Source organism: Bradyrhizobium sp. USDA 4452, assembly GCF_054063575.1.
On sequence record NZ_JBSSGK010000001.1, the window covers coordinates 2,670,724 to 2,696,137 of the forward strand.

A 25,414-nucleotide genomic window follows, 5' to 3' on the forward strand; every position below is an offset into this window, starting at 1 on the left:
TTTTCAAATTGCGCTGCTACACCTGCACTTCGATCAGCCGCGGGCCCGGCTCGGCGACGGCTTCCGCCAAGGCCTTGTTGAACTCGTCGGCAGTGGTCACCGCCCGGCCCGGCACGCCCATGCTCTTGGCGAGCGCGACGAAATCCAGCGTCGGGCTGTCGATCCTCAGCATGTCCTGCGCCCGCTTGCCCGGTTCACCGGCGCCGACGCCATCGAATTCGCCGCGCAGGATCTGGTACATGCGATTGGCGAAGACGATGGTGACGATGTTGAGCCCTTCGCGCGCCTGGGTCCACAGCGACTGGATCGTGTACATCGCGCTGCCGTCGCCGACCATGCAGATCACCTTGCGGTCCGGACAGGCGATCGCGGCGCCGGTCGCGACCGGCGTCGAATAGCCGATCGAGCCGCCCAGGTTCTGAATCCAGTCATGCGGAGCGGCGCCCGCCGTCAGCGGAAAGAAGCCGCGCCCGGTCGTGATGGATTCGTCGACCAGGATGGCATTGTCAGGAACCGCAGCCGCTATCGCCTGAGCGATCGACGCGTGGTTCAAGGCACCGGTCGGCTTCACCAGTTCGACGGTCGCCTGCGGCTTCACATCGGCCGGCTTGGCGCCAACCGCCGAGGCCAGTGCCTGCAGCGCCGCCACCGAATTCTCGCCGATCGAGGTCATGCGATGCACCTCGCATCCCTCCGGCTTCAGCAGGCTCGGCTTGTTCGGATAGGCGAAGAACGCGACGGGTTCGTTGGCCTCGACGAGAACGATGTGTCGAAAGCCCTTCAGCGCCGCGAGCGCCAGCTCGACCACATAAGGCACCCGCTCGATCGAAAACCGCCCGCGCCCCCGCGCCATCCGCGGGCTCGCCAGCTGACCCATGACCTTGCAGCCGGTCTTGCCGGCGATCTGCGCCGCCAGCGCCAGCGCCGGCTCTGCCACCGCGCTGCCGGTCATCAGCAGCAATGTCGGTTCACCGCTGCGCAGCACCTTGGCGGCGCTCTCGACCGCCTGCGGCGAATAGTTCCGGCGCTGCGATTCCACAGGCACCTGCGCCACCTCGTCGGCCTCGTTCCACGCGGTGTCGGCGGGCAGGATCAGGGTCGCAACCTGCGGCGGTGCGCCGCTGGCCGCGGCGATCGCGGCGGCGCCGTCACGGGCGACCGACTTGGCGTCCGGCGAGGTGCGCACCCAGGCCGACATCGGCCGTGCCAGGCCTTCGATGTCCGATGTCAGCGGCGCGTTGTATTCGATGTGATAGGTGGCGTGCTGGCCGACGATGTTGACGATGCCGGAATGCGCCTTCTTGGCGTTGTGCAGATTGGCGAGGCCGTTGGCAAGGCCGGGCCCGAGATGCAGCAGCGTCGAGGCCGGCGTTCCCTTCATACGGAAATAGCCGTCGGCCGCACCGGTCACCACACCCTCGAACAGGCCGAGCACGCAGCGCATGCCGGGGACCTTGTCCAGTGCCGCGACGAAATGCATCTCCGAGGTGCCGGGATTGGTGAAGCAGACGTCCACGCCGCCCGCAACCAACGTCCGCACCAGACTTTCCGCACCGTTCATGCTCACGCTCCCGTTTCGAGATGTTCTTGAGGTCGCTCCAGGGCATGATCCGATCGAATCGGAGCATGCTGGTATCCTTTTGTTTGGTCGCGTTTTCTGAAAACGCTCAAGCTTTTGCTTGGCCGCGTTTCCTTGACGCGAACCGGTTTCCGCTTCGCTTGAAAACGCTCCAGATCAACCATTCTTCGTCCGCTTCGTCAAAGGTTTGGCGGGACAATGCAGCTATCGCTTCCGGTCTGTTGCCTTTTTAAACCGTGTTGCTCGAAAGTGCATGAAGTCACGGCTTCGTCGCTTGCGAAAGGCCGGCGGTTGTGGCCTTTTTGGCGGAATATTTGATTGTTCGCGAGGACGACGACGATGCGCAAGATTGCCTTGATGTTTGCCGCGCTCACGATCCTGGCAGGCGCCGGCCAGGCCCAGGCCCAGTTCTTCGACTCCCGGGGCTACCAGTCCGAAGCCCCGAGCTTCTTCGGCGGTGGCGGCGCAAGCCCGATCCCGCGCACCACCGTCAACTATCCGACCAACTATGCCCCCGGCACCATCGTGGTGAACACCGCCGAACGCCGGCTCTATCTGGTGCAGGGCAACGGCCAGGCGCTGCGCTACGGCATCGGCGTCGGCCGCGACGGCTTCCGCTGGAGCGGCGTGCACCGCATCTCCGCGAAGAAGGAATGGCCGTCCTGGACGCCGCCGTCGCAGATGCTGCGCCGCCGCCCCGATCTGCCGCGCCACATGGCCGGCGGCATCGAGAACCCGCTCGGCGCGCGCGCGATGTATCTCGGCTCGACGCTGTACCGCATCCACGGCTCGAACGAACCGGAGACGATCGGCCAGGCGGTCTCGTCGGGCTGCTTTCGGATGACCAATGAGGACGTCAAGGACCTCTATGATCGCGTCTCGGTCGGCGCCACCGTGGTGGTGAAGAACTGACCGCGTCGATTTCGACGGAACCAGGCGCTTCCATCCGGCGAGATCGTCAATCGCAGCTTGCGCTGTCGCAAACCTTGCGGCAGCGTCGTCGCAATGTCTCAGCATCGTCCTTCGATACTTCTGCTTCTCGCCGCAGCGCTCGCCGTTTGCCTCACCGATAGCACCGTGCCGGCCGCCGCCGAGGTACCGGCCATCGCGGCGCGCCAGCGCAACGAGAAGAAGGTCTTCACCGACGCCGAGATCGTCGAGGGCTTCCTGAAGACCGCGTTCGGCGCCGAATATCATCTCGCCGGCCGGGTCGACCGCATCCGCAAATACGACAGGCCGGTGCGCGTGTTCGCCGACGGCAACCGTGCCGACCGCAAGGTCCAGCTCGCCAAGGTCATCGCCGACATCCGAGCCAAGGTGCAGCATCTTGACATCGCGATGACCGACGACAACGACGCTGCCAATGTCGTGGTCAAGCTGGTGCGCGACCGCGAGCTAAACCGCACCATCGCGACCTTCTACGGCCAGGAGCGCGCCAAGGAAATCCGCACCTCGCTCGACCCGCAATGCCTGTCCGGCTTCCGCAAGAACGAGAACTACGAGATCGAGCATTCCGACGTCATCCTCACCGTCGACAACGGCGATTTCGTCTTCCTCGACTGCGCCTATGAGGAGCTGCTGCAGTCGCTCGGCCCGATCAACGACACTGCGACGGTGCCGTGGACCATGTTCAACGACAGCGTCTCGATGGGCTTTTTCGACATCTACGACCAATACCTGCTCAACCTGCTCTACGATCCCCGCATCAAGCCCGGCATGAACGTCCAGGAGGTCAAGGCCGCGCTGCCCGAAGTGCTCACCGACGTCCGCGCCTGGGTGGCGAAGGTGAACCATCTGGAGTGAGGGTGAGCTTTTGCCGCAATGGGCACAGACGCTCGCGGCACACACCGCTGTCGTCCCTGCGAAAGCAGGGACCCATACTCCGCGGCGGATGTTATTGAGGGAACTCGTCATACCAACATTGCTCACCACAACCATTCGTGGTTATGGGTCCCTGCTTTCGTAGGGACGACATCGAGAACGTTGCACCGCTTGTGAATCAAGCGGAACGCGCACGTGAGGTGAGCACCGGCAGCAGGGCTCCCTCTTGGGGGAGAGGGGTGCCACGCGACGTGCGCTCTCCGTATGCGTCGCGACGACAAGCGAACAAGATGCGAGAGCGATGCGCTCATCGATCGATCTCGCCCGGGGGCCCCCCTCTCCCCACCCTCTCCCGCAAGGGGAGAGGGAGCCTGACCGGCGTGCTTACCTCACTGCTCAATTCGCAACGTGGGAATCACCACCCTCGCCGCTTGACCTTGCCCCTGCGGCCGCCTCCATAGAGGTGCGGTCAGACAACGCGAGGTGATTCGATGAATGCTCCTGCTGCCCGTTTCCTCAGCCCGTCCGAAGCTGCAAGGCAGCTCGGGATCTCGGCGAAAGCACTGCGCCTCTACGAGGAGCGCGGCCTGATCGCGCCCACCCGCTCGCCGGCGGGATGGCGCGCCTATGGTGCGGCCGAGATGGCGCGCGGCGCCGAGATCGTCGCGCTGCGCGGGCTCGGCCTCAGCATCAATGAAGTGGCGCGGATCCTGAGCGGCGACGCCGCCGTCCTCGATCGCGTGCTGGCCGCGCACCAGGCCGCGCTCGAAGCGGGCATCCGCCAATCCGGCGACAGCATCGCCAAGGTGCGACGACTGCGGGCTGACCTCGCCCGCGGCAAGATGCCCGCGACGCACGACCTCATCGGTGCAGTCAGGACAAGACCCGGGATCGGCGTCGCATTCGATCTGCCGTGGCCGTGGGGCGGCGAGCGCTTCGAGCTGCACGACATCAAACTGCTGAACTACATCGTCGGCCCGCTCGGCAGCGGCAAGACGCGCCTCGCGCAGCGGCTGGCCGAAGTGCTGCCCGGCGCCAGTTTCGTGGGGCTGGACCGCACCGCCGGCGGCGGCGCGGCCGTTCGCGCGCGGCTCGATGCGGACCCGGCACACAAAGCGAGGGTCGAGGCGAGCCTTGCCGTCCTGCTCGCCGATGGCGCGGTGGACTCGGTCGCGCTGACCACCCTGCTCGCCGCGCTCGAAGCCGACGGCGACACCATCCTGGTGATCGACATGCTCGAGCAAGGGCTCGATGCGGCAAGCCAGGAAGCCGTGATCGCGCATCTGCGCCGCCGCGGACCTGCGGCGCGGCCGCTGTTCTTCCTCACGCGCTCCAACGCGATCCTGGACCTCGACGCGGTCGGCGACGATGAAGCGATCATCCTGTGCCCCGCCAATCACAGCGTGCCGATCTCCGTCACGCCGGTGCCCGGCGCGGCGGGCTATGAGGCGGTTGCGACCTGCCTCGCCTCGCCGGCGGTGCGGGCGCGCACCGAAGGCATGGTTGCGTGGCGGCCATCCTGACTTCTCGCATTGGTTGTATTATAATTACACAACAATGCACTGCGCAGGTCGGATGCACGGCGAAAAAGTGTGCTATAAGCCCACACAATGACCGAGCTTCCCCGTACCCAGGCCTTGCGTTGCTTCATCACGGTTGCCCGTGAAGGCACTGTATCGCGTGCTGCAGCGATGCTGAAACTGACCCAGCCGGCGGTCAGCCTGCAACTCAAGGCGCTCGAGGAAAGCACCGGCTTGCTGCTGTTCAACCGCACGCCGAGCGGCTTCACGCTGACCGAGGCCGGCGCCGCGCTGCTGCCGCTGGCGCACCGGGCGGTGGCGGCCGCATCCGACTTCAAGGCGATGGCGGATCAGCTCAACGAGGCGCAGCGCGGCACGCTGCGCGTCGGCACCATCCTCGACCCCGAGTTCACCCGGCTCGGGCCGTTCGTGCGCAGCCTTGCGATGTCCTCGCAACGCACCGAAGTGTTTCTGCGCCATGGCGTCAGCGACGACGTGCTGGCGCAGGTCGGCCGGGGCGAGCTCGACGTCGGCTACTATGTCGACGCCACGCCGCCGGAGCAGCTGGTCCATCACAGCTTCGCGGAACGGACCATCGCCGATGGCCGCTACCAGCTGGCGCCGCTGCTCAGCTACCACTACCGCGTGATCGCGCCGATCGGCTGGCGGGATCGGGTGATCGGCAAGGGCTGGGCGGAACTCGCCGAGCTGCCCTGGCTCGCGACACCGCCGCATTCCGGCCACCGCCGGCTGCTCGACGACATCTTCCGTCCGCTCGGCGCCTTACCCAAGCGCGTCGGCTACACCGATCAGGAAGAGGCGATGATCGACTTCGTCGAATCCGGCCTCTGCCTCAGCCTCGCGCGCGACAGCGTGCTGGCGCCGCGGATGGCGCGCCCGCATCAGTTCGTGGTCGCCGACAAGGTAAAGCTCACCTGCGATCTCTCTTTCGCCTGCCTTGCCGCCCGCCGCCAGGAGCCGGTGATCGCGCACGCCTTCACGGCGGTGCGCGCGGTGTGGAATATCAAGCCGGCGATCGCCGGCGCCGGCCCGACGCGGACGCGGAAGGTCGCGAAGAACGTGTGAGGCGGCGGCGCGGCCGGTCGGTCACCGTGAACCGGGGCCTAAAGCGCGAGGAGATCAGACTGAAGCGTCATCGCGCCTGAGCTCTTTGTTTGAGCACGCTCTTTTCGGAAAGCCGGTTCGCACTTTTCGCCAACGCGGCCGTTCCGGTCCGGATCATGCTCTAGGCCGCGACCACCAACGCTCGCGCCATGACCGGCGCCGCCGACGGCGCCTCATGATCCTGCAGCGCGAGTGCGTTCATCAGCTCCTGCAGCCTGGGCGGCAGATCGGCGTAATCGCCGCGCAGCGCATGGCGCAGCCGCTCGCCGATCTCCTCGCAGATGGCGCGCGCGTGCTCGGGCGCGATCGGATGAGGCTCACCCATCGGCGTGGACTGCGTGAACTGCTTGCAAAGGCCGCGAGCCGTCAGACGGCATTTCCGCGTACGCGGATCCCGCATGCGCACATGCGATCAAGACCAGGATCCGAACGATGCTGAACATGTTCGTACTCCCTTTTCCCCTCCTTCGATAACAGCAGGTCGTTGCCGCCCGATTAGGGAAATTGGTTCTCACGGCCTTTAAGGGAGTGGTAAACGCCAGGTTTCAGCGCCCGCCCGCAGCCGATCATGTCCCCCGCGGAGGGGACAGACACATCAGGCGGAATTGGTATGATGCCAAACTGAAGGCCGGTTGGCTATCGTCGGCCACCATACGACAAAAAGCATTTGACCGGGAGGAATTGCAATGAAGTTGGCGATGGCCGGACTCTGGGTACTCGCAGGCGCGCTGCTGGTCGCGCCGGACGCGCGGGCCGACATCAAGGTCGGCGTCGTGGTGTCCGGATCCGGGCCGGGCTCGGCGCTCGGCCAGCCGCAGATGCGCACCATCGCCGCGCTGCCGAAGGAGATCGGCGGCGAGAAGGTGGTCTACATCGCACTCGACGACGAGTCCGATCCGACCAAGGGGACGCAGAATGCCCGCCGCCTCGTGATCCAGGACGGCGTCGACATCCTGATCGGCTCCTCGCTGACCCCGGTGACCATGCCGATGCTCGACGTTGCCTTCGAATCCAGGACGCCGATCATCTCGCTCGCGGCGGCGACCGCGATCGTGCGCCCGATGGACGAGCGCCGCCGCTGGGCGTTCAAGGTGGTCCCCAATGACGACCTAATGGCGGCGGCGATCCTGAAATACATCGCCAAATCGGGCATCAAGACGCTCGGCTATATCGGCGTCTCCGACGGCTATGGCGAAGGCTATTACGCCGAGGTGTCGCGGCTGGCGCCTCAGCTCGGCCTCACCGTCACGACGCATGAGGTCTATGCCCGCGCCGACACCAGCGCGATGGGCCAGGCGCTGAAGGTGATCGCGACCAACCCGGAGGCGGTGTTCATCGCCTCCGCGGGCACGCCGGCGGTGCTGCCGCAGGAAGCGTTGCGCAGCCGCGGCTATGCTGGCAAGATCTTCCAGACCCACGGCGTTGCGTCGGAGGAATTCATCAAGCTCGGCGGCGCCAATGTCGAGGGCGCGATCTTCACCGGCGAGGCCTTCACCATCGCCGACGATCTGCCGGCGAACGATCCGTTCCGCCAGGCGCGCGACGAATTCGTGGCGAGCTACGAGAAGGTCAACGGGCAAAAGCCGAACATCTTCGGCGCGCATCTGTGGGACGCCGTGACGCTGTTCAAGCGGGCGGCGGCGAACGCGCTGAAGACGGCCAAGCCCGGCACGCCGGAATTCCGCGCCGCGCTGCGCGACGAGCTCGAGCGCGGCAAGGACGTCTATCTGAACAACGGCCTCTCGACGATGAGCCCGACCGATCACAACGGCTATGACGAGCGGTCGGCATTCCTGATCAAGGTCGAGGGCGGCAAGTTCAGGCTGGTGAAGTAGCGGTTGGGTCAGTCGCCGCCCCAGCGCCAGCGCGGCGGCTCGCCCTTCCACCAGCATACGGCGGTGAGCAAGGCGCTCAGCACGACGACATAGGCGATGAAGCGAGCCGGAGCGTGCGGGAGGATCAGCGCGGCGCCGACCGCAATCAGCGCCGCGAATCCTGCCAGAACCGACCAGCCCTGCCAGTTGTTCGGAGGTCCCCAGCCCCAGCCGTAGCGCTTGGCGGGAAACCAGTATCTGTCGTCAAGCGGCATGGGATCGCTCCAGTTCTCGAAATCCCAATTCAGAAAATCGCCGGCCTCACACCTTGCCCCTGCCCGATCCGCAGATGCCCTTCAGCGCCTGCCATTCGGCTGATGACAGCAGCGGCGGGCCGCTCGGCCGGCTGCCGGCATCGGCCTTGTCCATGCGCGCGAGGCGGTCCTCGGTCAAAGGATGGCTTGAGACCAGCGAGAGCCCCTTGCCGCCTTCCTTGCCGGTGACACGGAACATCAGTTCGCCCATCGGTTTCGCCGGACGGCCGAGCTTGTGCATGGTCTCGATCGCGAAACTATCGGCATTGGTCTCGGCGTCGCGCGAATAGGACGACGTCACCAGCGAGCGCGAGGCGAAGATGAGCGCACCGGAGCCGGTGACGTCGCCGAACAACAGCCCGATCAGGAACGAGGTGCCGCCATTGTGGATCAGCTCGCGCATGCTGTCGCGATGCCGGAGATGGCCGAGCTCATGCGCCAGCACGCCGGCGATCTCGTCGGGATTTTCCGCTTTCTCGAGCAGCCCGTCGAACAGATAGACCTTGCCGCCCGGCAGCGCGAAGGCATTCGGCACCGAGGTCGCCAGCACGCCCGACTGCACCGAATTGTCGAGGCCCGCGGTCTCCCGCAGCTTGCCGACCAGCTTCGCGAACGCCGCTTGTCCTGCCGCGTTGCTGCACGGCTTGCCGTCGAACACCACCTTGACCTGCGCCTCCGCGACGTCGCCGAGCCGCCGCTCGAAAGCGTCGGGCACCAGCGGCGTCAGCCGCTCGGCGGCGAGCGGCACGCCGAACAGCACGACCAGCACGATCGACACCGCAGCCGCGAGCGACCAGCCGACGATCGCGGCGACGCCCTTGCGGTTCGGCAGGTCCGCCTCGAGTGCCTCGCAGCGCGCGACCAGCGCCGCGATCAGCTGCGCATCGCGGATTTCAAGCCGCGCCAGAGCCGGCGCGGTCAGGCAACTCAGCCGCAACAGGCCGGACGGGCTATCGGCGCGGCGAATGTCGGCAAACGGCCAGCGCCCCAGCAGTTCGCCGCCCTCCCTGATCTCCAGCGTATCGGACAGTCTGAGCGCGACGATGCGCCGACGGTTCGACAGGCCGTCGAAGAAGACGCCGCCAGGAGCCGGCGTCGCCGCGGAGTTGGTCTGGCTGGAATCGGATTCCATGGCGCTAGAAGCCACCGACGTCGAGGCCGTCGGCAAAACCTTCGCCGAGCGCATTGGCGAGATCGCCGCGCGCGGTGACGTTGGCCGCCGCCTCGATGTTGTGCACGATGGTCGAGGACAGCACCCGGAGCCAGAGATCGCGCATCAGATAGACCCGCATCACCACGTTCATCGCCAGCGCAAAGGCAAGATAGCCGATGCCGAGCAGAACGATCAGGGGAATGCTCCTGGCGAACGCCTCGGTCCTGAAGAAGCTCTCGATCGAGGAGCCGTCGATGCGGGCGGCGAGGAAGATGCAGAGCAGGAGATAGGCCGCGAACACCGCGAACAGCAGCACGATCCAGCCGATCACCTTCCAGTACAGGCCGACCAGCGCGCTGCGCGGAAGCGTCGATTCCAGCCGTACCTCGCCGAAACGGATGCCCGACAGCCACCAGCGCCACTCGATCGCCTTGAATGCGGCATAGGCGAACGGGGCAAACACGTAAGACGACAGCGCGAACGGCATCAGCAGCCAGAGCCACCAGCCCCGCTTGAAGAAATCCCAGCCGCGGCCCTCGAACGAGCCTTGCAGATCGCCGTAATAGGAATGCCGCATCTTGTAGCGTTCGAGCGCCGCCTCGCGCCATGGCAGCGCCAGGCCGAGCGTGAACACGACCAAGAGGCCCCACAGCGAGGCCTTGAGCGCATAGAGCCAGCCCGAGCCGCTCATCCAGAAGCGGACGCCGCGCCACACCGTCCGGGTCAGGCGGTAGCGCCGCGCGCGGTAGATCGCAAACTGCCCGAACAGATAGAAGAAGGCGACCAGCGGCAGCGAGGCGAACGCCTTGAGATGCTCCGCCTCGATGCCGATCAGGAAGTATCCGACATAGATCGGGATCAGGATCGCGAGCGCGACCAGAAAGCCGATCAGCAGTTCCTTGCCGCGGCCGGTATATTCCGGCGCGTCGCCATCGATCTGGGTGTGCGACCAGAGGTGACGACGGATGTCGGTGGTCAGCCAGAACCGGTAGAAGCCGAGCGTGACGAGCTCGAGCCCCGCGCCGCGCGCGACCAGGCGGAAGAAGTCCTTCCGGTTTCCTGCAAAGGCCACCGGCATCGGCGGCGGAACCGGTGGTGGTTGCGGCGGCCCCAGCGGGGTCCAGCTCATATCGTTCACGGGGTAGCTCCAAAACGTGACAATCTCTGCGCTACAAAGAGCACAGCTTTGTCGCTCTGAGTGTGATGCAGGTTTCACACAAGGTCGAGATCGCGGGGTGATTTTTTGGCGGGGTGCGGTTGGCCACGCCTTAATGGCATGCCGGAAGCACGGTCGTCGATCGGGCATCGACCACCGCCGTACCAAAGCGCCCGCTGCCGAGCAGACCGAGGAGATCATGCTCAAATCGGCCGACAAGCGGGGCGCGAAAGGCGACGTGCTGGTCGCGTCCCTGCTGCTGTGGGGCATGCAGGACACCTATCCCTGCGAAAAACCAGCGAGCCAATAGCCGCGCCGTCCGCGCGACGCTGGACCAGAATCAAACATCGTTTCAAACAGGCCGCGTCACGCCGCCGCCCCCGATCGGCGCGAAAAGCCCGGATTCGGCCGCTTTGGCCCGGCATCAATGCGGCCAAATGCGCGCTGAGGGCACTTGCGCAAACGATGGAATGAGAATGTAATTCGGTAAAACATGCCGCGCCGGCGACGCCCCGGCGCGCAACGATTGAGGAGCCGCTCATGCACGGGACCATCGATCTGGTCGACAGCACCAATCTGGATGCCGCACGCGAACGCGCCAACACGCTTCCGCTTTCGGATTACGATCCCGGCGATCCCGAGCTGTTCAAGACCGATACCTTCTGGCCGTATTTCGACCGGCTGCGCCGAGAGGATCCGGTGCACTGGTGCAAGGATTCGATGTTCGGTCCGTACTGGTCGATCACCCGCTACAACGACATCATGGACATCGAGACCAACCACGCGGTGTTCTCCTCGGCCGCCTCGCTCGGCGGCATTACCATCCGCGACGTGCCGCCGGACCTGCGCCGCGAAAGCTTCATCGCGATGGACCAGCCGCGCCATTCGGCGCAGCGCAAGACCGTGGCGCCGATGTTCACGCCGACGCATCTCGACGAGCTCGCCATCAACATCCGCAAGCGCTCGACCGAGTGTCTCGACAATCTGCCGCGCGGCGAGGTGTTCGACTGGGTCGACAAGGTCTCGATCGAGCTGACCACGCAGATGCTCGCGGTGCTGTTCGATTTCCCCTGGGAAGACCGCCGCAAGCTGACGCGCTGGTCCGACGTCGCGACGACCCTGCCCGGCGCCGGCGGCCTCGTTGCCACCGAGGACGAGCGGCAGGCCGAATTGATGGAATGCGCGACCTATTTCGCACGGCTGTGGAAGGAACGCGCTGCCCAGCCGCCGAAGAGCGATCTGCTCTCGATGATGGCGCACAGCGACGCCACGCGAAACATGGATCCGAAGAACTTCCTCGGCAATTTGATCCTGTTGATCGTCGGCGGCAACGACACCACGCGCAACACGCTGTCCGGCAGCATCTACGCGCTGAGCAAGCATCCGGAGCAGTACCGCAAGCTGCGCGAGAATCCGGCACTGATCGACAGTTTCGTGCCCGAGGTGATCCGCTGGCAGACGCCGCTCGCCCATATGCGGCGCACCGCGCTCACCGACGTCGAGTTCCGCGGCCGTCAGATCAAGAAGGGCGACAAGGTCGTGATGTGGTACGTCTCAGGCAACCGCGACGAAGAGGCGATCGAGAGGCCCTACGAGTTCCTGATCGACCGCGCCCGGCCGCGCACCCACATCTCATTCGGTTTCGGCATCCACCGCTGCGTGGGTCTCAGGCTCGCCGAGCTGCAGCTCAAGATCATCTGGGAGGAGATCCTCAAGCGCTTCGACACCATCGAGGTGGTGGAGGAGCCGCAGCGGGTGTATTCCAGCTTCATCAAGGGCTACGAGACGCTGCCAGTGCGCATCGCCGCCTGATGCGTCGCGAGCCAACCGGGATCAAGGAACCATGAACGTTCAGACCGCCATCCGTGCCGACCGGGCCGATCTGCTCCGCCAGGCGCGCGACGAAGCCTATGCGACGCCACTGAAGGACTTCCATCCCGGCGCACCAAAACTCTTCCAGAACGACACGTTGTGGCCCTGGTTCGAGCGGCTGCGCAAGGAAGAGCCGGTGCACTACTGCACCAACGCGCCGATCGAGCCCTATTGGTCGGTCGTGAAGTACAACGACATCATGCATGTCGACACCAGCCACGGCATCTTCTCCTCGGACTCCACGCTCGGCGGCATCTCGATCCGCGACGTGCCGCCCGGCTACGACTATCCGAGCTTCATCGCGATGGACCAGCCGAAGCACGCCCATCAGCGCAAGACCGTGTCGCCGATGTTCACGCCTGATCATCTCGACGAGCTGGCGAAGCTGATACGCCAGCGCTCGGCGAGCGTGCTCGACAATCTGCCGCGCAACGAGACCTTCAATTTCGTCGAGCGCGTCTCGATCGAATTGACCACCCAGATGCTGGCGACGCTGTTCGACTTCCCCTGGGAAGAACGGCGCAAGCTGACGCGCTGGTCCGACGTCTCAACCGCGCTGCCGAAGAGCGGCATCGTCAATTCGCCGGAACAGCGGCGGCAGGAAATGGACGAGTGCTACGCCTATTTCTCCAGGTTGTGGAACGAACGTGTCAACGCGCCGCCCAGGAACGACCTGCTGTCGATGATGGCGCATAGCGACGCCACGCGGCACATGGACCCCGACAATCTGATGGGCAACATCATCCTGCTGATCGTCGGCGGCAACGACACCACGCGCAACACCATGAGCGGCTCGGTGCTGGCGCTGCACGAGCATCCCGACCAGTTCAGGAAGCTGAAGGAGAACCCCGCGCTGATCGACACCATGGTGCCGGAGGTGATCCGCTGGCAGACGCCGCTCGCGCATATGCGGCGCACCGCCCTGCAGGACACCGAGCTGAGCGGCAAGACGATCAGGAAGGGCGACCGCGTCGTGATGTGGTACGTCTCAGGCAACCGCGACGACGAGGTGATCGATCGTCCAAACGAATTCATCATCGATCGCGCCCGGCCTCGCATCCATCTGTCGTTCGGCTTCGGCATCCACCGCTGCGTCGGCATGCGGCTCGCCGAGCTGCAGCTCAAGATCGTCTGGCAGGAGATGCTGAAGCGCTTCGACCGCATCGAGGTGGTCGGCGAGCCGAAGCGAGTCTATTCCAGCTTCGTGCGCGGCATCGAGAACCTGCCGGTGCGCATCCCGGGTTGAGCCTCGCTTCGTTCGCGCCAGCCTAGTGCGCGTGCTGGCCCTTGCTGGTCGGCAATGGGCAATTGGTGCAGACCCGGTCGTCGCACATCCGGCAGATGGTGAAGCGATCCATCTCGGAGGTGTCCTGCCGTCCCAGCAGTTCGCGGATCAATATCGCCAGCTGCTTGCGTTCGGCCGGTGACAGCACGTCGAGCAGCGACGTCACGGCTGATATCCGCGACGCCAGCAGTTTGTTGCGGGCCGCGGCGCCGGTCGAAGTCAGGTGCAAGGCGACCTCGCGGCCGTCCTTGCCCGGGCGGCGTTCGACTAGCCGATCCGACACCAGACGATCCACTAGGCGGACCGTTCCGGAATGCGACAGGCCGAGGATCCGCCTCAGCTTGTCGTTGGTCATGCCCTGGCCATAGCCGATGACGATGAGGGCCGCCGGCGTCTCGCCGCCGCGGCCGACCACCTCGCGCGCGCCCTGCTCGATACGATCCATGACAGCGAGCGACAGCGCGCCCAGCAGATTGGCGATTCCGTTTTCCATGCCGAGAATAATATGTGCGCTGCGCACAAAAAACAACTTGACCTGATACGTGCGCTACGCACATATTTATCCCAGAGCATAGCAACGACGAAAAATGGAGTGGAGCGATGACGATCCGAAGCACCGCATTGGCAACGCCTGATGCCGCCGGCGGCGAACCCGCCCTGAAATACGTGCAGGCCAACGGCGTGGGCTTCGCCTATCTCGAACAGGGCAGCGGGCCGCTCGTCATGTTCATGCACGGCTTCCCCGACAATGCCTGGTCGTATCGCAAGCAGTTGCAGGTGTTCGCGGATGCGGGCTATCGCGCGGTCGCGCCGTTTCTGCGCGGCTATGCGCCGACCGAGATTCCGGCCGACGGCATCTTCGATCCGATCGCGCTGGGACAGGATCTCGAAGCGCTGATCGCCGCGCTGAGCGACGACGGACGGGCATACGTCGTCGGCATGGATTGGGGCGGCACCTCGACATTCCAGGTGCTGGCCACGGCGCCGTCTGCGATCAAGGCCGCGGTGGTGATGAACACCGCGCACCCGGTCACGATCCCGAGCCTCAGGAGCGATCCCGATGCCGTTCGATCGGTCTTCCACGTCTATTTCTTTACGGTGCCCGGCGCGCACGCGGCGGTCAACATCGAGGGACTTCCCTTCGTCGACTACCTCTGGAAGTTATGGTCGCCAGCCCTAGAGAACGACGCGCATCTCCGCTCGGTCAAGCAGACGCTCTCTTCTCCCGGCACCATGAAGGCGGCGCTGAAATACTACAACGGCCTGGTCGATGCCGGAGTTGCGGGCCGGCTACCGATCAACGACATGCATACGCCGACGCTGACGATTTATGGCGGCAACGATCCGACCGCGCGCTATTCGATCAAGGAAGAGCCGCTGTTCAAGGGGCCACATCAGCGCATCGTCCTGCCCGATGTCGGTCACTTCCCGCATCTCGAGCGTGAGGCCGAGGTCAACGGCCTGATCATGGACTGGTTCAAGACCCACGCCGCCGACTGAGCGCCCGCAGGCAGCGGCCGCTCAGCCGCGACATCTTTCAAAATTCTCCAAGCGGGAGTGCGCGCAATGGACGCCACGACACAGCAGCAATACGCCGAAGCCTTTCATGCCCTTCACAGGACGGGCGATCCGCTCGTCCTGTTCAACGCCTGGGATGTCGCGACCGCCAAGGCGATCGCGAAGACCTCGCCAGCCATCGCAACGAGCAGCGGTGCGGTCGCCTCCGCACTCGGCTATGCCGACGGCGAGAATGCCCCGCTCGACATGGTGGAGGGCCTGGTGTCGCGGATGACTGCTTCCGTAACAGTCCCGGTATCGATCGATCTGGAGGCAGGATATGGCGACACTCCCGATGCCACCACGCGTTCGGCGGCGCGAATCCTCAAGGCCGGCGCGATCGGCGTCAATATCGAGGACGGGCTCTTCGGCGGCAAGCGGCAGCTCGTCAGCCCCGAACTGCATGCCGCCAAGATCAGGGCGGTGCGGGACACTGCGCGACAGCTCGGAGTTCGTCTCTTCATCAATGCCCGGACCGATCCGTTTCTGCTGAAATTCGGCTCGCCGGAGCAATGCCTGGATGAAGCGGTGCGGCGCGCGAAGGTTTATGCGGATGCGGGCGCAGATGGCATTTTTGTGCCGGGGCTCACCGAGCTCGCGCTGATCGAGCGGCTCGTTCAACTGTCGCCGGCGCCGGTCAACATCATGGTAACGCGGGGCGTTCCCGAGATCGGCGAGCTCGCCCGCGCCGGCGTGCGCCGGATCAGCCTTGGGCCGTGGCCAATGCTGGCGGCGATGCGCGTCATCGGCGAGGCCGCCGCCGCGGTCGTCGCGAGCAAGCAGTACGGCAGGTTCCTGCTGCCGAACCCCTGAGTTCGAAGGTCGCGCGCGGGTATACAAATCCGGTATAGCTGCGCGAGCCAGATGCGAAGGGAAGTAAGGCTGCCCGCGCGGTAAAGGCTTCGGCGAGGACGCGCCAATGTGCGGCCCGAGCCGAGGCCATGATGGACCAGATTGCCGTTCACCAGGACAGCGCGACCAGCACCGACTGGCCGGTTGCGATCTACCGCACGCTGAAGAATTTTGGCGTCGCGCAGGTGTCCTACGTCCCCGACGCCGGACACTCGAAGCTGATCAAGCTGTCGCATGCCGATGCCGACATCAAGACCACGGTGCTGACGACCGAGGAAGAAGGCGTCGCGCTGTCGGCCGGCGCCTGGCTCGGCGGCGACCGCGCGGTGCTGCTGATGCAATCGAGCGGCGTCGGCAATTGCATCAATATGCTCTCACTGATGGCGAGCTGCCGCTTCCCGCTGCTGACATTGGTGACGATGCGCGGCGAATGGGCCGAGTTCAATCCCTGGCAGATCCCGATGGGCCGCGCGACGCCGCAGGCGTTCGAGATCATGGGCACCACCGTGCTGCGGCTCGACCATCCCGATGACGCCGAGGAGGTGATCTCGGCGGCCGCCTTGCTCGCCTTTGACGGCGACCAGCAGGTCGCGGTGCTGATCTCGCAGCGGATGATCGGCCGCAAGAAGTGGACGAAGGAGACGCATTGATGTCGGCATCAACAGGCACGCTCGATCGCCGCGCCGCCGTGAAGGCGCTGCTCGCCGACCGCGGCGATCTACTCGTGATCTCCGGGCTTGGCTCCTCGTCTTACGATGTGTTCGATGCCGGCGAGCATCCCGGCAATTTCTATCTCTGGGGCGCGATGGGTGGCGCCGCGATGGTCGGTCTCGGGCTCGCGCTGGCGCAGCCGAAGCGGCCGGTTCTGGTCGTCACCGGCGACGGCGAGCAGCTGATGGGGATCGGCAGCCTCCTCACCATCGCCACCAAGCAGCCCGGCAATCTCTCGATCGCGGTGCTCGACAACGGCCATTTCGGCGAGACCGGGATGCAGCTCAGCCATTCCGGCCTCGGGGCGAAGCTGGAGGTGATCGCAAGCGGCGCCGGCATCGGCCATGTATCCGATATCGCCGACATGGCCGGCATCGATCGCTTCCGCAAAAGCTTGCGCGATCTCGCTGGCGGCCCGCGGCTGGCGCGCATCCGTATCGCGGCCGGCGAAGTCGAGCGCGCGCTGCCGCCGCGCGACGGTACGTATCTCAAGAATCGCTTCCGCGGCCATCTCGGTTTCCAGGTGCGCTGAGATCACAATGCACGCACCGCCGTCATTGCGAGCGAAGCGAAGCAATCCATCGCGCGGCATGCGCGGAGGCATGGATTGCTTCGTCGCTGTCGCTCCTCGCAATGACGATGATAGGGCTACGCCGCCAGCGCGCTCAGGCGAGCTGGATATCCCAGAGCCCCTCGGCGCGGCACGCGGCGACCTCCTCGCGCAGCAATTTGGCGATCAGCGTGATCGCATTGGAGCCGGGATGCTCGACCGGCGAGGCCAGCGTCAGCTCGCGCCGCGGCGCGGGACGGGCGATCGGCGCGGTCTCGAGCCGGCCATCGGCGACCTCGCCGCGCACCGAGGACGGCGGCAGCATGGTGTATCCGAGCCCCTCCTCGACCAGACTGGTCAGCACCCGGAACGAATCCGCCTCGAGCTTGACGTCGAGCGTGACCTTCTTCTTCGCCGCCGCGTGCTCGATCATGGCGCGGAGCCCGTGCGAATGACTTGGAAGCACCAGGCGCTGGCGCAGCAGCCAGCCGATGTCGACCTGCTTCTTCTGCTTCAGCCCGCTGCCGCGCGGGCCGACCGCGACGATCGAGTCGCGGCCAAGGCTCTGCACCGCCAGATGCAGATCGACCGACGGGCCGTAGATCACCGCAAGGTCCATCTCGCCGCGATGCAGCCATTCGATCAGATGACCGCTGTAGCTTTCGACGATGCAGAGCGAGATGCCGGGATAGCGCTCCACCGTGCGCCGCGCCAGCCGCGCCGAGATCACGCAGCTCACCGTCGGCACCAGCCCGAGCACGACGCGCCCGGACGGCGCGCCGCCGGCGGACTGGATGTCGTCGCGGATCTGGTCGATCTGCCGCACGATACCGCCGGTGCGCGCCAGCAGCATCCGGCCGGCATCGGTCAGCACCATGCCGCGGCCGTTGCGCGTGAACAATTCGGTGCGCAGCTCGTGCTCCAGCAGCTTGATCTGCCGGCTCAGCGCCGGCTGCGCCACCCGCAAGGTATCCGATGCCTTGCTCAGACTCCCGAGTTCCGCGACGCACGCAAAGGTCCTAAGCTGGCGGAAATCCATACTTGCCAATCCTGGAAGGCAGGTTCATACGCTATAACAAAACAGCATAGGGAGTTTACCGGGGTCCCACAACAGCGGGCGCTTCACCCGGCGTCTGCGTAACCTCGCGACAAGAAGAACCAATGACCGCACACGAACAACACACGGACGACCATTCCGACATCCGCGACGCCGTCGCAAAGCTCTGCGCGCAGTTTCCCGGCGAATACTGGCGCAAGCTCGACCGCCAGATGGCCTATCCGAAGGAGTTCGTCGATGCGCTGACGGAAGCCGGCTATCTCTCGGTGCTGATCCCCGAGGAGTATGGCGGCGCGGGCCTGAAGCTGTCGGCCGCGGCGGCGATCCTGGAAGAGATCCAGCGCGCGGGCTGTAACGGCGGCGGCTGCCACGCCCAGATGTACACGATGGGCACCGTGCTGCGGCACGGCAACGATGCGCAGAAGGCGAAGTACCTGCCGAAGGTCGCGACCGGCGAATTGCGATTGCAGGCGTTCGGCGTCACCGAGCCGACCAGCGGCACCGATACATCGTCGCTGAAGACCTTCGCACGCCGCGAGGGCGACCACTACGTCGTCAACGGCCAGAAGATCTGGACCAGCCGCGCCGAATATTCCGACCTGATGGTGCTGCTCGCACGCACCACCCCGAAGGAGCAGTCGAAAAAGCGCACCGACGGCCTCTCGGTGTTCATCGTCGACATGCGCGAGGTGAAGGGCAAGGGGCTGGAGATCCGCCCGATCCGCACCATGATGAACCACGCCACGACAGAAGTGTTCTTCACCGACATGAAGGTGCCGGCGGAGAATTTGATCGGCGAGGAAGGCAAGGGTTTCCGCTACATCCTGTCCGGCATGAATGCCGAACGCATCCTGATCGCGGCCGAATGCGTCGGCGACGCCAAGTGGTTCATCCAAAAGGCGACCGACTACGCCAAGGAGCGCAGCGTGTTCGGCCGGCCGATCGGGCAGAACCAAGGCATCCAGTTCCCGATCGCGAAAGCCTACGCCTCGATGCGCGCGGCCGAATTGATGGTGAAGGAAGCCACCCGCAAATACGAAGCCGGCCTCGACTGCGGCGCCGAGGCCAACATGGCCAAGATGCTGGCGGCCGATGCCTCCTGGGAAGCGGCCAATGCCTGCGTGCAGACCCATGGCGGCTTCGGCTTCGCCGAGGAGTACGACGTCGAGCGCAAGTTCCGCGAGACGCGGCTCTACCAGGTGGCGCCGATCTCGACCAACCTGATCCTGTCCTTCGTCGCCGAGCACGTGCTCGGCATGCCCCGCTCCTACTGAGTTGCCAGATCATGCTGCCGCTTGAGGGACTGACCGTCATCGCCGTCGAACAGGCAGTCGCCGCGCCGTTCTGCTCGTCACGCCTCGCCGACGCCGGCGCTCATGTCATCAAGATCGAGCGCCCCGAAGGCGATTTCGCCCGCGGCTACGACGCCGCGGCGAAGGGCCAGAGCAGCTATTTCGTCTGGCTCAACCGCGGCAAGGATTCCGCCGTGGTCGACCTCGCGACCAAGGAAGGCCGCGCGCAGCTCGAGCAGCTGATCGCGGGCGCCGACGTGCTGCTGCAGAATCTCAAGCCGGGCTCGATGGACAAGCTCGGCTTCTCGCGCGAGCGGCTGCGCAAAGACTACCCGAAGCTGGTCATGTGCACCATCACCGGCTATGGCGACACCGGTCCGTACGCCGACCGCAAGGCCTATGACCTCCTGATCCAGGCCGAGAGCGGGCTGGCCTCGATCACCGGCGGCCCCGAGGGCGCCTCGCGCGTCGGCATGTCGATCGTCGATGTCGCGACCGGTGCCACCGCGCACGCCGCGATCCTCGAAGCGCTGATCGGCCGCGGCCGCACCGGAGAGGGAGCCGACATCCGGATCTCGATGTTCGACGTGATGGCCGACTGGCTCACGGTGCCGCTGCTCAACGCCGAGGACGGCAAGTCGCCCAAACGCATCGGCCTCGCCCATCCCTCGATCGCGCCCTATGGCGTGTTCCGCTCCAGGGACGGCAAGGAGATCCTGATCTCGATCCAGAGCGAGCGCGAGTGGAAGACGCTATGCGCCAAGGTGCTGGGCCAGCCCGGCCTGCCCGACGATCCGCGCTTCGCCAACATGGTGGAGCGCGTGCGCAACCGCGCGCTGACCGACGGCATCGTCAGCGACAGTTTCAGCAGACTGACGCGCGAGGAATTGCTGGCCAAGCTCGCCGAGGCCGACATCGCCTTCGCCGAGGTCAACAGCATGGACGACCTCGCCAGGCATCCGCATCTGCGCCGCATCGAGGTCGACACGCCGAACGGCAAGGTGAGCTATCCGGCACCGGCTGCGATCGTGGTCGGCGAGAACAGGCACTACGGCAAGGTGCCCGCGATCGGCGAGCGCATCAAACGTTCCTGAGATCCCTCCTGCCCGGGCAACACAGACATGACCGACAAACTCGACCTCGATCATCTCCGCCAGTGGATCGGCAAGACCACCGAATCCTCCGACGTCGTCACCAAGTATCTCGTGATGGGGCTGCGCGCGACGCTGTTCCAGGAGATCGGCGAGCCGAAGGCCGGCGATGCCGCACCTTGGACCACGCATTGGTGCCTGGCGCAGCCCGTGTTTCCGATGTCGCAGCTTGGTCCCGACGGCCATCCGACCCGTGGCGGCTTCCTGCCGCCGGTGCCGCTGCCGCGCCGGATGTGGGCCGGCGGCGAGCTGGAATTCTTCGACGCGTTGCGCATCGGCGATGACGCCAGGCGAACCTCGAAGATTGCGGACGTCACCGTGAAATCGGGCTCGACCGGCACGCTGTGCTTCGTCTCGGTCAATCACGAGGTCACGACCTCGCGCGGGCTTGCGATCCGTGAGCGGCAGGACATCGTCTATCGCGAGATGACGAGCACGCAAGCCGCAGCGCCTGCCAAGGCGCCGCCGCCTGCCCCGGCCGCGCAGCATCGCGAGAGCCACGTTTCCGATCCTGTGCTGCTGTTTCGCTACTCGGCGCTGACCTTCAACGGCCACCGCATCCACTACGATCGCGACTACGTCACCAAGGTCGAGGGCTATCCGGGCCTGATCTTCCACGGCCCGCTGCAGGCCTCGTTCATCGTCGAGCTCGCCGCGAAGCTCCGCGGCGGCAAGCCGCCGAAGAAGCTCAGCTATCGCGGTGTGCAGCCGCTGTTCGAGGGCAGCGAGTTCTCGATCAATGCCAACGACAAGGACGGCGGCATGGAGCTGTGGACCGCGAATGCCGAGGGCCAGCCGACCATGAAGGGCACAGCGACCTGGTAGTCGCGCGCGCGCCTCACATCAAGATGCGACGGGAATACGAGGCGCTTTCATCAACGCCTCGTATTCCCTATTGTGATCGCATTCAGCCACGGATCACGGGATCATGAGTCGCTTCTGGAGTTCGGTCGTCCACAATCTGTCGCCCTACGTGCCCGGCGAGCAGCCGAAGATCGGCGGCCTGATCAAGCTCAACACCAACGAGAACCCCTACCCGCCGTCGCCGCGCGCGGTGGCGGCGATCACCGCGGCCACGGATCGGCTGCGGCTCTATCCGGACCCGCGCGCGACCGCCCTGCGCGAGGCGATCGCGACGCGCTACGGCGTCACGGCAGACGAGGTGTTCGTCGGCAACGGCTCGGACGAGGTGCTGGCGCACGCCTTTCCGGCGCTGCTGAAGCATGACGCGCCGCTGCTGTTCCCCGACATCACCTACAGCTTCTACCCGGTCTATTGCCGCCTCTATGACGTCGGCTACGAGACGATTCCGCTCGATGCCGCGATGCGGATCAACCTTGCCGACTATCGGCGGCCTGGCAGCGCCATCCTGCTGTGCAATCCGAACGCGCCGACCGGCATCGCGCTGCCGCGGGCCGCGATCGAGGCGCTGGCGACCGAACAGCCCGACCGTCTCGTGGTGGTCGACGAGGCCTATGTCGATTTCGGCGCCGAGAGCGCCGTGCCGCTGGTCGCGCGCCACGACAATCTGCTCGTCATCCAGACGCTGTCCAAGTCGCGCGCGCTGGCGGGACTGCGCGTCGGTTTCGCCATCGGCCAGCGCCCGTTGATCGAGGCCTTGGAGCGCGTCAAGGACAGCTTCAACTCCTATCCGCTGGATTGCTTTGCGATCGCCGGCGCCGTCGCCGCGATCGGGGACGATGCGTGGTTTGAAGAGACCCGGCAACGCATCATCAGCAGCCGTGAGGCGCTCGCCCGCGGCCTCACGGAGCTCGGCTTCGACGTGCTGCCGTCGTCGGCGAATTTCGTGTTCGCCCGCCATCCCGGCCACCGCGGCGCCGATCTCGCCGCGAAACTGCGCGAGCGCGGCGTCCTGGTGCGGCATTTCCAGAAACCACGGATCGAGGATTTCCTGCGCATCACGGTCGGCACCGACGATGAATGCGGCCGCCTGATCGGCTTGTTGCGTCAGATGGTGTGATCCAGTTTCGGCTGCTACTGGAACCGAACGCCGGCCAGCGCGTTCCCCGCCGTGACGGAGGACGCCATGCTTAGAGACGAACAGGTCGCGGTTCTCTGCGACATCGCGCAATCCATTGCCTTTGCCGACGACGTGCAGGGTGAAGTCGACCGGCTGATCAAGGAGGGCTACGTCGCCAAGGACGGCGATCTATACGAGCTGACGCCGAAGGCCGAGAAGCTGCTGTCGGATCGCGGCGCTAGCCTCAACCAGGCGTGACGCTGCTCGCGACCGAGCTTACGCCGCGGGCGTGCACCGCGTCGCCGATATCTTGATACCGAGCCCTGCGGACTCCTCGCGGAACTGCGCGATCGAGCGCGCGTTGCGATGGGCCTCGAACGCGGCGTCATCCTGGTAGACCTCGTAGATCAGGAGCTTCGCGGCGTCTTCGCGCGGCACCAGTATCTCGAAGTGCAGCGTGCCCGGTTCATCGCTGAGCGACCGGGCGCCATGCGCCGACAGCAGCGCCAGCACCTGATCCCTCTTTTCCGGCGCGACCTCGACGTTGGCGATGAGTGCGAGCTTCGGCATGATGAATACTCCTTTCGGTTCCATTGAATGTTCAGATCAGCTGCGCAGCGGCCGAAACGCGTCCCGAACCTCTCGACTGAAGATGTCCGGCTGCTCCCACGCGGCGAAGTGACCGCCGGCTTCGGCCTGATGGAAGTAGATCAGCTTGTGGTAGGCCTTTTCCGCCCAGCTCCTCGGCGCCACGAAGCTCTCGCCGGGAAACGCGGTCACGGCAGCCGGGACCGTGACATTGGCGGGCAGATAGAAGTTGGTCTTGTTCTCCCAGTACAGGCGGCCCGACGAGATCGCCGTGTTGGTCAGCCAGTAGAGTGTGATGTTGTCGAGCACGTCATCGCGGGTCAGTGCGCCGGCGGAATGCCCGTTGACGTCGCGCCCGAGCACGGCTGATTGCATTGCGGAGGCCGGCTGCGCATAGCGGTCGCCGTGATCGAGCAGCCAGGCAGCGAGGCCGGCAGGCGAATCCGCAAAGGCCGCGAGCGACTGCGGGCGCGTGCCCATGATCTGCGCGTAGGCGCGTCGCTTCGCGAATTGAAGCTTGAGCTGGTCGAAGGCGTGCTGCTCCTCCGTGGACATGTTGTCCGGCGCAGGGCCGCCGGTGCTCACCGCCTTGAAGACCTCGGGCGGAACGACGCCAGGCAGGTTGACGTGGATGCCGAGCAACTCCGGCGCACCCAGCTTGGCCATCTCATTGGAGACCGGCGATCCCCAATCGCCGCCCTGCGCCACGAACTTGCTGTAGCCGAGCCGCTTCATCAACTGAACCCAGGCCCGCGCGATGCGCTGGGGATCCCAGCCGACCGTGGTCGGTTTGCCGGAGAAGCCGTAGCCCGGCATCGACGGGATCACGAGATGGAACGCATCCGACGCGCTGCCGCCGTGTGCGGTGGGATCGGTCAGGGGGTCGATGATCTTCATCTGCTCGATGACCGAACCCGGCCAGCCATGCGTGACGATCAGGGGCAACGCGTTGTCATGCTTGGAACGTACGTGAATGAAATGGATGTCCAGTCCGTCGATTTCGGTGATGAATTGCGGCAGCGCGTTGAGCCGCGCCTCGACCTTCCGCCAGTCGTAGTCGGTCTGCCAGTAGCGGACGAGATCTCGCAGCATCGCCTGCGGAACGCCCTGGGAGTCGTCATTGACGGTCTCCTTGTCGGACCATCGGGTCGCGGCCAGACGGCGGCGAAGGTCGGCGAGGTCCTCCTCGGGAATGTCGACGCGGAACGGGCGGATCGCATCATTCTCCGCCGCCCCGACGGGATGCGAGGGGAACAGGCTGGCGGCACCTGCGACAGCAGCCAGGCCCAGCGCCGCGCCCGTCAACAGCCTGCGCCGGGTCCGGTCGATGGCTCCCTGGGTCGATTGGCCTGTTGCGATTGCAGCCGGTGTCTTCGATGTCGCAGTCATTTGACTGTCTCCTTGGAACGAGAGGCCGCCGGCAACGCCGCGATCACCTCCGTGGTTGTCAGGATGGAATGGGCGTAGGTCGGGCCATTCAGCTCATGAGCGGCGTGCATCATGTCGTGCGAGAAAGCGGCGGTGGCATCGCGCACCAGCGTCACGTGGTAGCCGAGCTCCATCGCGAAGCGCGCGGTCGATTCGATGCAGGTGTTGGCCAGCAGCCCGACCACGATCACGTGCGTGATGCCTTTCTGCTTGAGCAGGAAATCGAGATTGGTGTTGGCGAACCCACTCTGCCCCCAATGCTCCCCGGCGATCAGGTCGCCGGGCTTGGGGGCAAAGTCCGGATGCCAATCGCCGCCCCATTCGCCGCGCGCAAAGCTATGGCGCTGCATGATCAAGCGCTGGGTCGGATTGGGATGATCCCAATCCGCATAGTCGCCCAGCTCCCAGCGGCGGTGCGGGACGATCACCACCTGGATCCCGGCGCCCCGGACCGCGCCGTCGAGCCGGCGCAGATTGTCGAGTAGCCCGACCTCGTCGGCGATCGGCTTGATGCGCGGAAACACCAAGCCGCCCTCGGAGAGGAAATCATTGTAGGGATCGACGAGAAGCAGCGCGGTTCGCTCGCGTGGATAGATGATCTGGGACAT

Annotated in this window: 27 protein-coding genes; 17 read left to right on the forward strand and 10 right to left on the reverse strand. The window is 65.5% G+C overall.

The window, feature by feature from the left end:
* Positions 1-16: 16 nt before the first annotated feature.
* Complete coding sequence (locus ACVISU_RS12810) at positions 17-1,561, reverse strand: acetolactate synthase large subunit (protein WP_456707172.1); 1,545 nt, start codon at positions 1,559-1,561, stop codon at positions 17-19.
* Between the two features lie 357 nt (positions 1,562-1,918).
* Here ACVISU_RS12810 and ACVISU_RS12815 point away from each other — a divergent pair, with 357 nt between their 5' ends.
* The 4 genes from ACVISU_RS12815 (at position 1,919) to ACVISU_RS12830 (ending at position 6,006) form a co-directional block, all read left to right on the forward strand.
* The gene (locus ACVISU_RS12815; protein WP_050404150.1) at positions 1,919-2,491 is read left to right on the forward strand and encodes a L,D-transpeptidase; all 573 of its coding nucleotides are present in this window, start codon (positions 1,919-1,921) and stop codon (positions 2,489-2,491) included.
* A 93-nt stretch (positions 2,492-2,584) separates the two neighbouring features.
* The gene (locus tag ACVISU_RS12820; RefSeq protein WP_050404149.1) at positions 2,585-3,382 is read left to right on the forward strand and encodes a DUF2927 domain-containing protein; all 798 of its coding nucleotides are present in this window, start codon (positions 2,585-2,587) and stop codon (positions 3,380-3,382) included.
* A gap of 509 nt (positions 3,383-3,891) precedes the next feature.
* Positions 3,892-4,923: a MerR family transcriptional regulator gene (locus ACVISU_RS12825; RefSeq protein WP_050404148.1), complete on the forward strand. Its 1,032-nt coding sequence runs from the start codon at positions 3,892-3,894 to the stop codon at positions 4,921-4,923.
* 87 nt (positions 4,924-5,010) lie between these two features.
* On the forward strand, positions 5,011-6,006 hold the full coding sequence (locus tag ACVISU_RS12830; RefSeq protein WP_050404147.1) for a LysR family transcriptional regulator: 996 nt from the start codon (positions 5,011-5,013) through the stop codon (positions 6,004-6,006).
* A 160-nt stretch (positions 6,007-6,166) separates the two neighbouring features.
* Here ACVISU_RS12830 and ACVISU_RS12835 read toward each other — a convergent pair whose 3' ends face one another.
* Complete coding sequence (locus ACVISU_RS12835; protein WP_050404146.1) at positions 6,167-6,370, reverse strand: hypothetical protein; 204 nt, start codon at positions 6,368-6,370, stop codon at positions 6,167-6,169.
* 361 nt (positions 6,371-6,731) lie between these two features.
* On the opposite strand from ACVISU_RS12835, the gene ACVISU_RS12840 reads away from it, so the two are divergent.
* On the forward strand, positions 6,732-7,880 hold the full coding sequence (locus tag ACVISU_RS12840) for an ABC transporter substrate-binding protein (RefSeq protein WP_050404145.1): 1,149 nt from the start codon (positions 6,732-6,734) through the stop codon (positions 7,878-7,880).
* An 8-nt stretch (positions 7,881-7,888) separates the two neighbouring features.
* On the opposite strand, the gene ACVISU_RS12845 is transcribed toward ACVISU_RS12840, so the two are convergent.
* From ACVISU_RS12845 to ACVISU_RS12855, 3 genes are read right to left on the reverse strand one after another with little or no spacing between them, the layout of a single operon-like run.
* Positions 7,889-8,134 (reverse strand): hypothetical protein, encoded by a 246-nt coding sequence (locus ACVISU_RS12845; protein WP_050404144.1) that lies wholly within the window; start codon positions 8,132-8,134, stop codon positions 7,889-7,891.
* A 46-nt stretch (positions 8,135-8,180) separates the two neighbouring features.
* A complete protein-coding gene (locus ACVISU_RS12850; RefSeq protein WP_456707173.1) occupies positions 8,181-9,305 on the reverse strand; it encodes a M48 family metallopeptidase in 1,125 nt (374 codons plus the stop codon).
* A 4-nt stretch (positions 9,306-9,309) separates the two neighbouring features.
* Positions 9,310-10,455, reverse strand: coding sequence for a DUF898 family protein (locus ACVISU_RS12855; protein WP_456710817.1), 1,146 nt, complete (start codon positions 10,453-10,455; stop codon positions 9,310-9,312).
* A gap of 142 nt (positions 10,456-10,597) precedes the next feature.
* Here ACVISU_RS12855 and ACVISU_RS12860 point away from each other — a divergent pair, with 142 nt between their 5' ends.
* The 3 genes from ACVISU_RS12860 to ACVISU_RS12870 all read left to right on the forward strand — a co-directional run bounded on the left by ACVISU_RS12860 (position 10,598) and on the right by ACVISU_RS12870 (position 13,600).
* Positions 10,598-10,792, forward strand: a complete 195-nt coding sequence (locus ACVISU_RS12860) for a hypothetical protein (protein ID WP_456707174.1) — start codon at positions 10,598-10,600, stop codon at positions 10,790-10,792.
* Between the two features lie 230 nt (positions 10,793-11,022).
* Complete coding sequence (locus tag ACVISU_RS12865) at positions 11,023-12,294, forward strand: cytochrome P450 (RefSeq protein ID WP_456707175.1); 1,272 nt, start codon at positions 11,023-11,025, stop codon at positions 12,292-12,294.
* Positions 12,295-12,325: 31 nt separating this feature from the next.
* Entirely contained in the window at positions 12,326-13,600 is a 1,275-nt protein-coding gene (locus ACVISU_RS12870) for a cytochrome P450 (RefSeq protein ID WP_456707176.1), read from the forward strand.
* Positions 13,601-13,622: 22 nt separating this feature from the next.
* Here the strand turns inward: ACVISU_RS12870 and ACVISU_RS12875 are convergent, their stop codons facing one another.
* Positions 13,623-14,132 (reverse strand): MarR family winged helix-turn-helix transcriptional regulator, encoded by a 510-nt coding sequence (locus tag ACVISU_RS12875; RefSeq protein WP_456707177.1) that lies wholly within the window; start codon positions 14,130-14,132, stop codon positions 13,623-13,625.
* A 107-nt stretch (positions 14,133-14,239) separates the two neighbouring features.
* Here ACVISU_RS12875 and ACVISU_RS12880 point away from each other — a divergent pair, with 107 nt between their 5' ends.
* The 4 genes from ACVISU_RS12880 (at position 14,240) to ACVISU_RS12895 (ending at position 17,291) form a co-directional block, all read left to right on the forward strand.
* Positions 14,240-15,139 carry an alpha/beta fold hydrolase gene (locus tag ACVISU_RS12880; RefSeq protein WP_456707178.1) on the forward strand — a complete coding sequence of 300 codons (900 nt, stop codon included), beginning with the start codon at positions 14,240-14,242 and terminating at the stop codon, positions 15,137-15,139.
* 66 nt (positions 15,140-15,205) lie between these two features.
* Entirely contained in the window at positions 15,206-16,009 is an 804-nt protein-coding gene (locus ACVISU_RS12885; protein ID WP_456707179.1) for an isocitrate lyase/PEP mutase family protein, read from the forward strand.
* A gap of 128 nt (positions 16,010-16,137) precedes the next feature.
* A complete protein-coding gene (locus ACVISU_RS12890; protein WP_456707180.1) occupies positions 16,138-16,698 on the forward strand; it encodes a phosphonopyruvate decarboxylase in 561 nt (186 codons plus the stop codon).
* Complete coding sequence (locus tag ACVISU_RS12895; RefSeq protein ID WP_456707181.1) at positions 16,698-17,291, forward strand: thiamine pyrophosphate-dependent enzyme; 594 nt, start codon at positions 16,698-16,700, stop codon at positions 17,289-17,291. The genes ACVISU_RS12890 and ACVISU_RS12895 overlap by 1 nt, the downstream gene beginning before the upstream one ends.
* 133 nt (positions 17,292-17,424) lie before the next feature.
* On the opposite strand, the gene ACVISU_RS12900 is transcribed toward ACVISU_RS12895, so the two are convergent.
* Positions 17,425-18,348, reverse strand: a complete 924-nt coding sequence (locus ACVISU_RS12900; RefSeq protein ID WP_456707182.1) for a LysR family transcriptional regulator — start codon at positions 18,346-18,348, stop codon at positions 17,425-17,427.
* A 122-nt stretch (positions 18,349-18,470) separates the two neighbouring features.
* On the opposite strand from ACVISU_RS12900, the gene ACVISU_RS12905 reads away from it, so the two are divergent.
* The 5 genes from ACVISU_RS12905 (at position 18,471) to ACVISU_RS12925 (ending at position 23,048) form a co-directional block, all read left to right on the forward strand.
* On the forward strand, positions 18,471-19,640 hold the full coding sequence (locus ACVISU_RS12905; protein ID WP_050404133.1) for an acyl-CoA dehydrogenase family protein: 1,170 nt from the start codon (positions 18,471-18,473) through the stop codon (positions 19,638-19,640).
* A gap of 11 nt (positions 19,641-19,651) precedes the next feature.
* Positions 19,652-20,752, forward strand: a complete 1,101-nt coding sequence (locus ACVISU_RS12910; protein ID WP_456707183.1) for a CaiB/BaiF CoA transferase family protein — start codon at positions 19,652-19,654, stop codon at positions 20,750-20,752.
* Between the two features lie 27 nt (positions 20,753-20,779).
* Positions 20,780-21,634 (forward strand): FAS1-like dehydratase domain-containing protein, encoded by an 855-nt coding sequence (locus ACVISU_RS12915; protein ID WP_456707184.1) that lies wholly within the window; start codon positions 20,780-20,782, stop codon positions 21,632-21,634.
* A gap of 103 nt (positions 21,635-21,737) precedes the next feature.
* Positions 21,738-22,790: a histidinol-phosphate transaminase gene (gene hisC / locus ACVISU_RS12920; RefSeq protein WP_456707185.1), complete on the forward strand. Its 1,053-nt coding sequence runs from the start codon at positions 21,738-21,740 to the stop codon at positions 22,788-22,790.
* A gap of 66 nt (positions 22,791-22,856) precedes the next feature.
* On the forward strand, positions 22,857-23,048 hold the full coding sequence (locus ACVISU_RS12925) for a hypothetical protein (RefSeq protein WP_456707186.1): 192 nt from the start codon (positions 22,857-22,859) through the stop codon (positions 23,046-23,048).
* A gap of 18 nt (positions 23,049-23,066) precedes the next feature.
* Here the strand turns inward: ACVISU_RS12925 and ACVISU_RS12930 are convergent, their stop codons facing one another.
* Genes ACVISU_RS12930 through ACVISU_RS12940 form a run of 3 tightly spaced genes read right to left on the reverse strand, consistent with a single transcriptional unit; the run spans position 23,067 to position 25,414 of the window.
* On the reverse strand, positions 23,067-23,360 hold the full coding sequence (locus ACVISU_RS12930) for a putative quinol monooxygenase (protein WP_456707187.1): 294 nt from the start codon (positions 23,358-23,360) through the stop codon (positions 23,067-23,069).
* 36 nt (positions 23,361-23,396) lie between these two features.
* Positions 23,397-24,767: an epoxide hydrolase family protein gene (locus tag ACVISU_RS12935; RefSeq protein WP_456707188.1), complete on the reverse strand. Its 1,371-nt coding sequence runs from the start codon at positions 24,765-24,767 to the stop codon at positions 23,397-23,399.
* Positions 24,764-25,414 carry an isochorismatase family cysteine hydrolase gene (locus tag ACVISU_RS12940; RefSeq protein ID WP_456707189.1) on the reverse strand — a complete coding sequence of 217 codons (651 nt, stop codon included), beginning with the start codon at positions 25,412-25,414 and terminating at the stop codon, positions 24,764-24,766. Before ACVISU_RS12940 ends, ACVISU_RS12935 begins: the two co-directional genes overlap by 4 nt.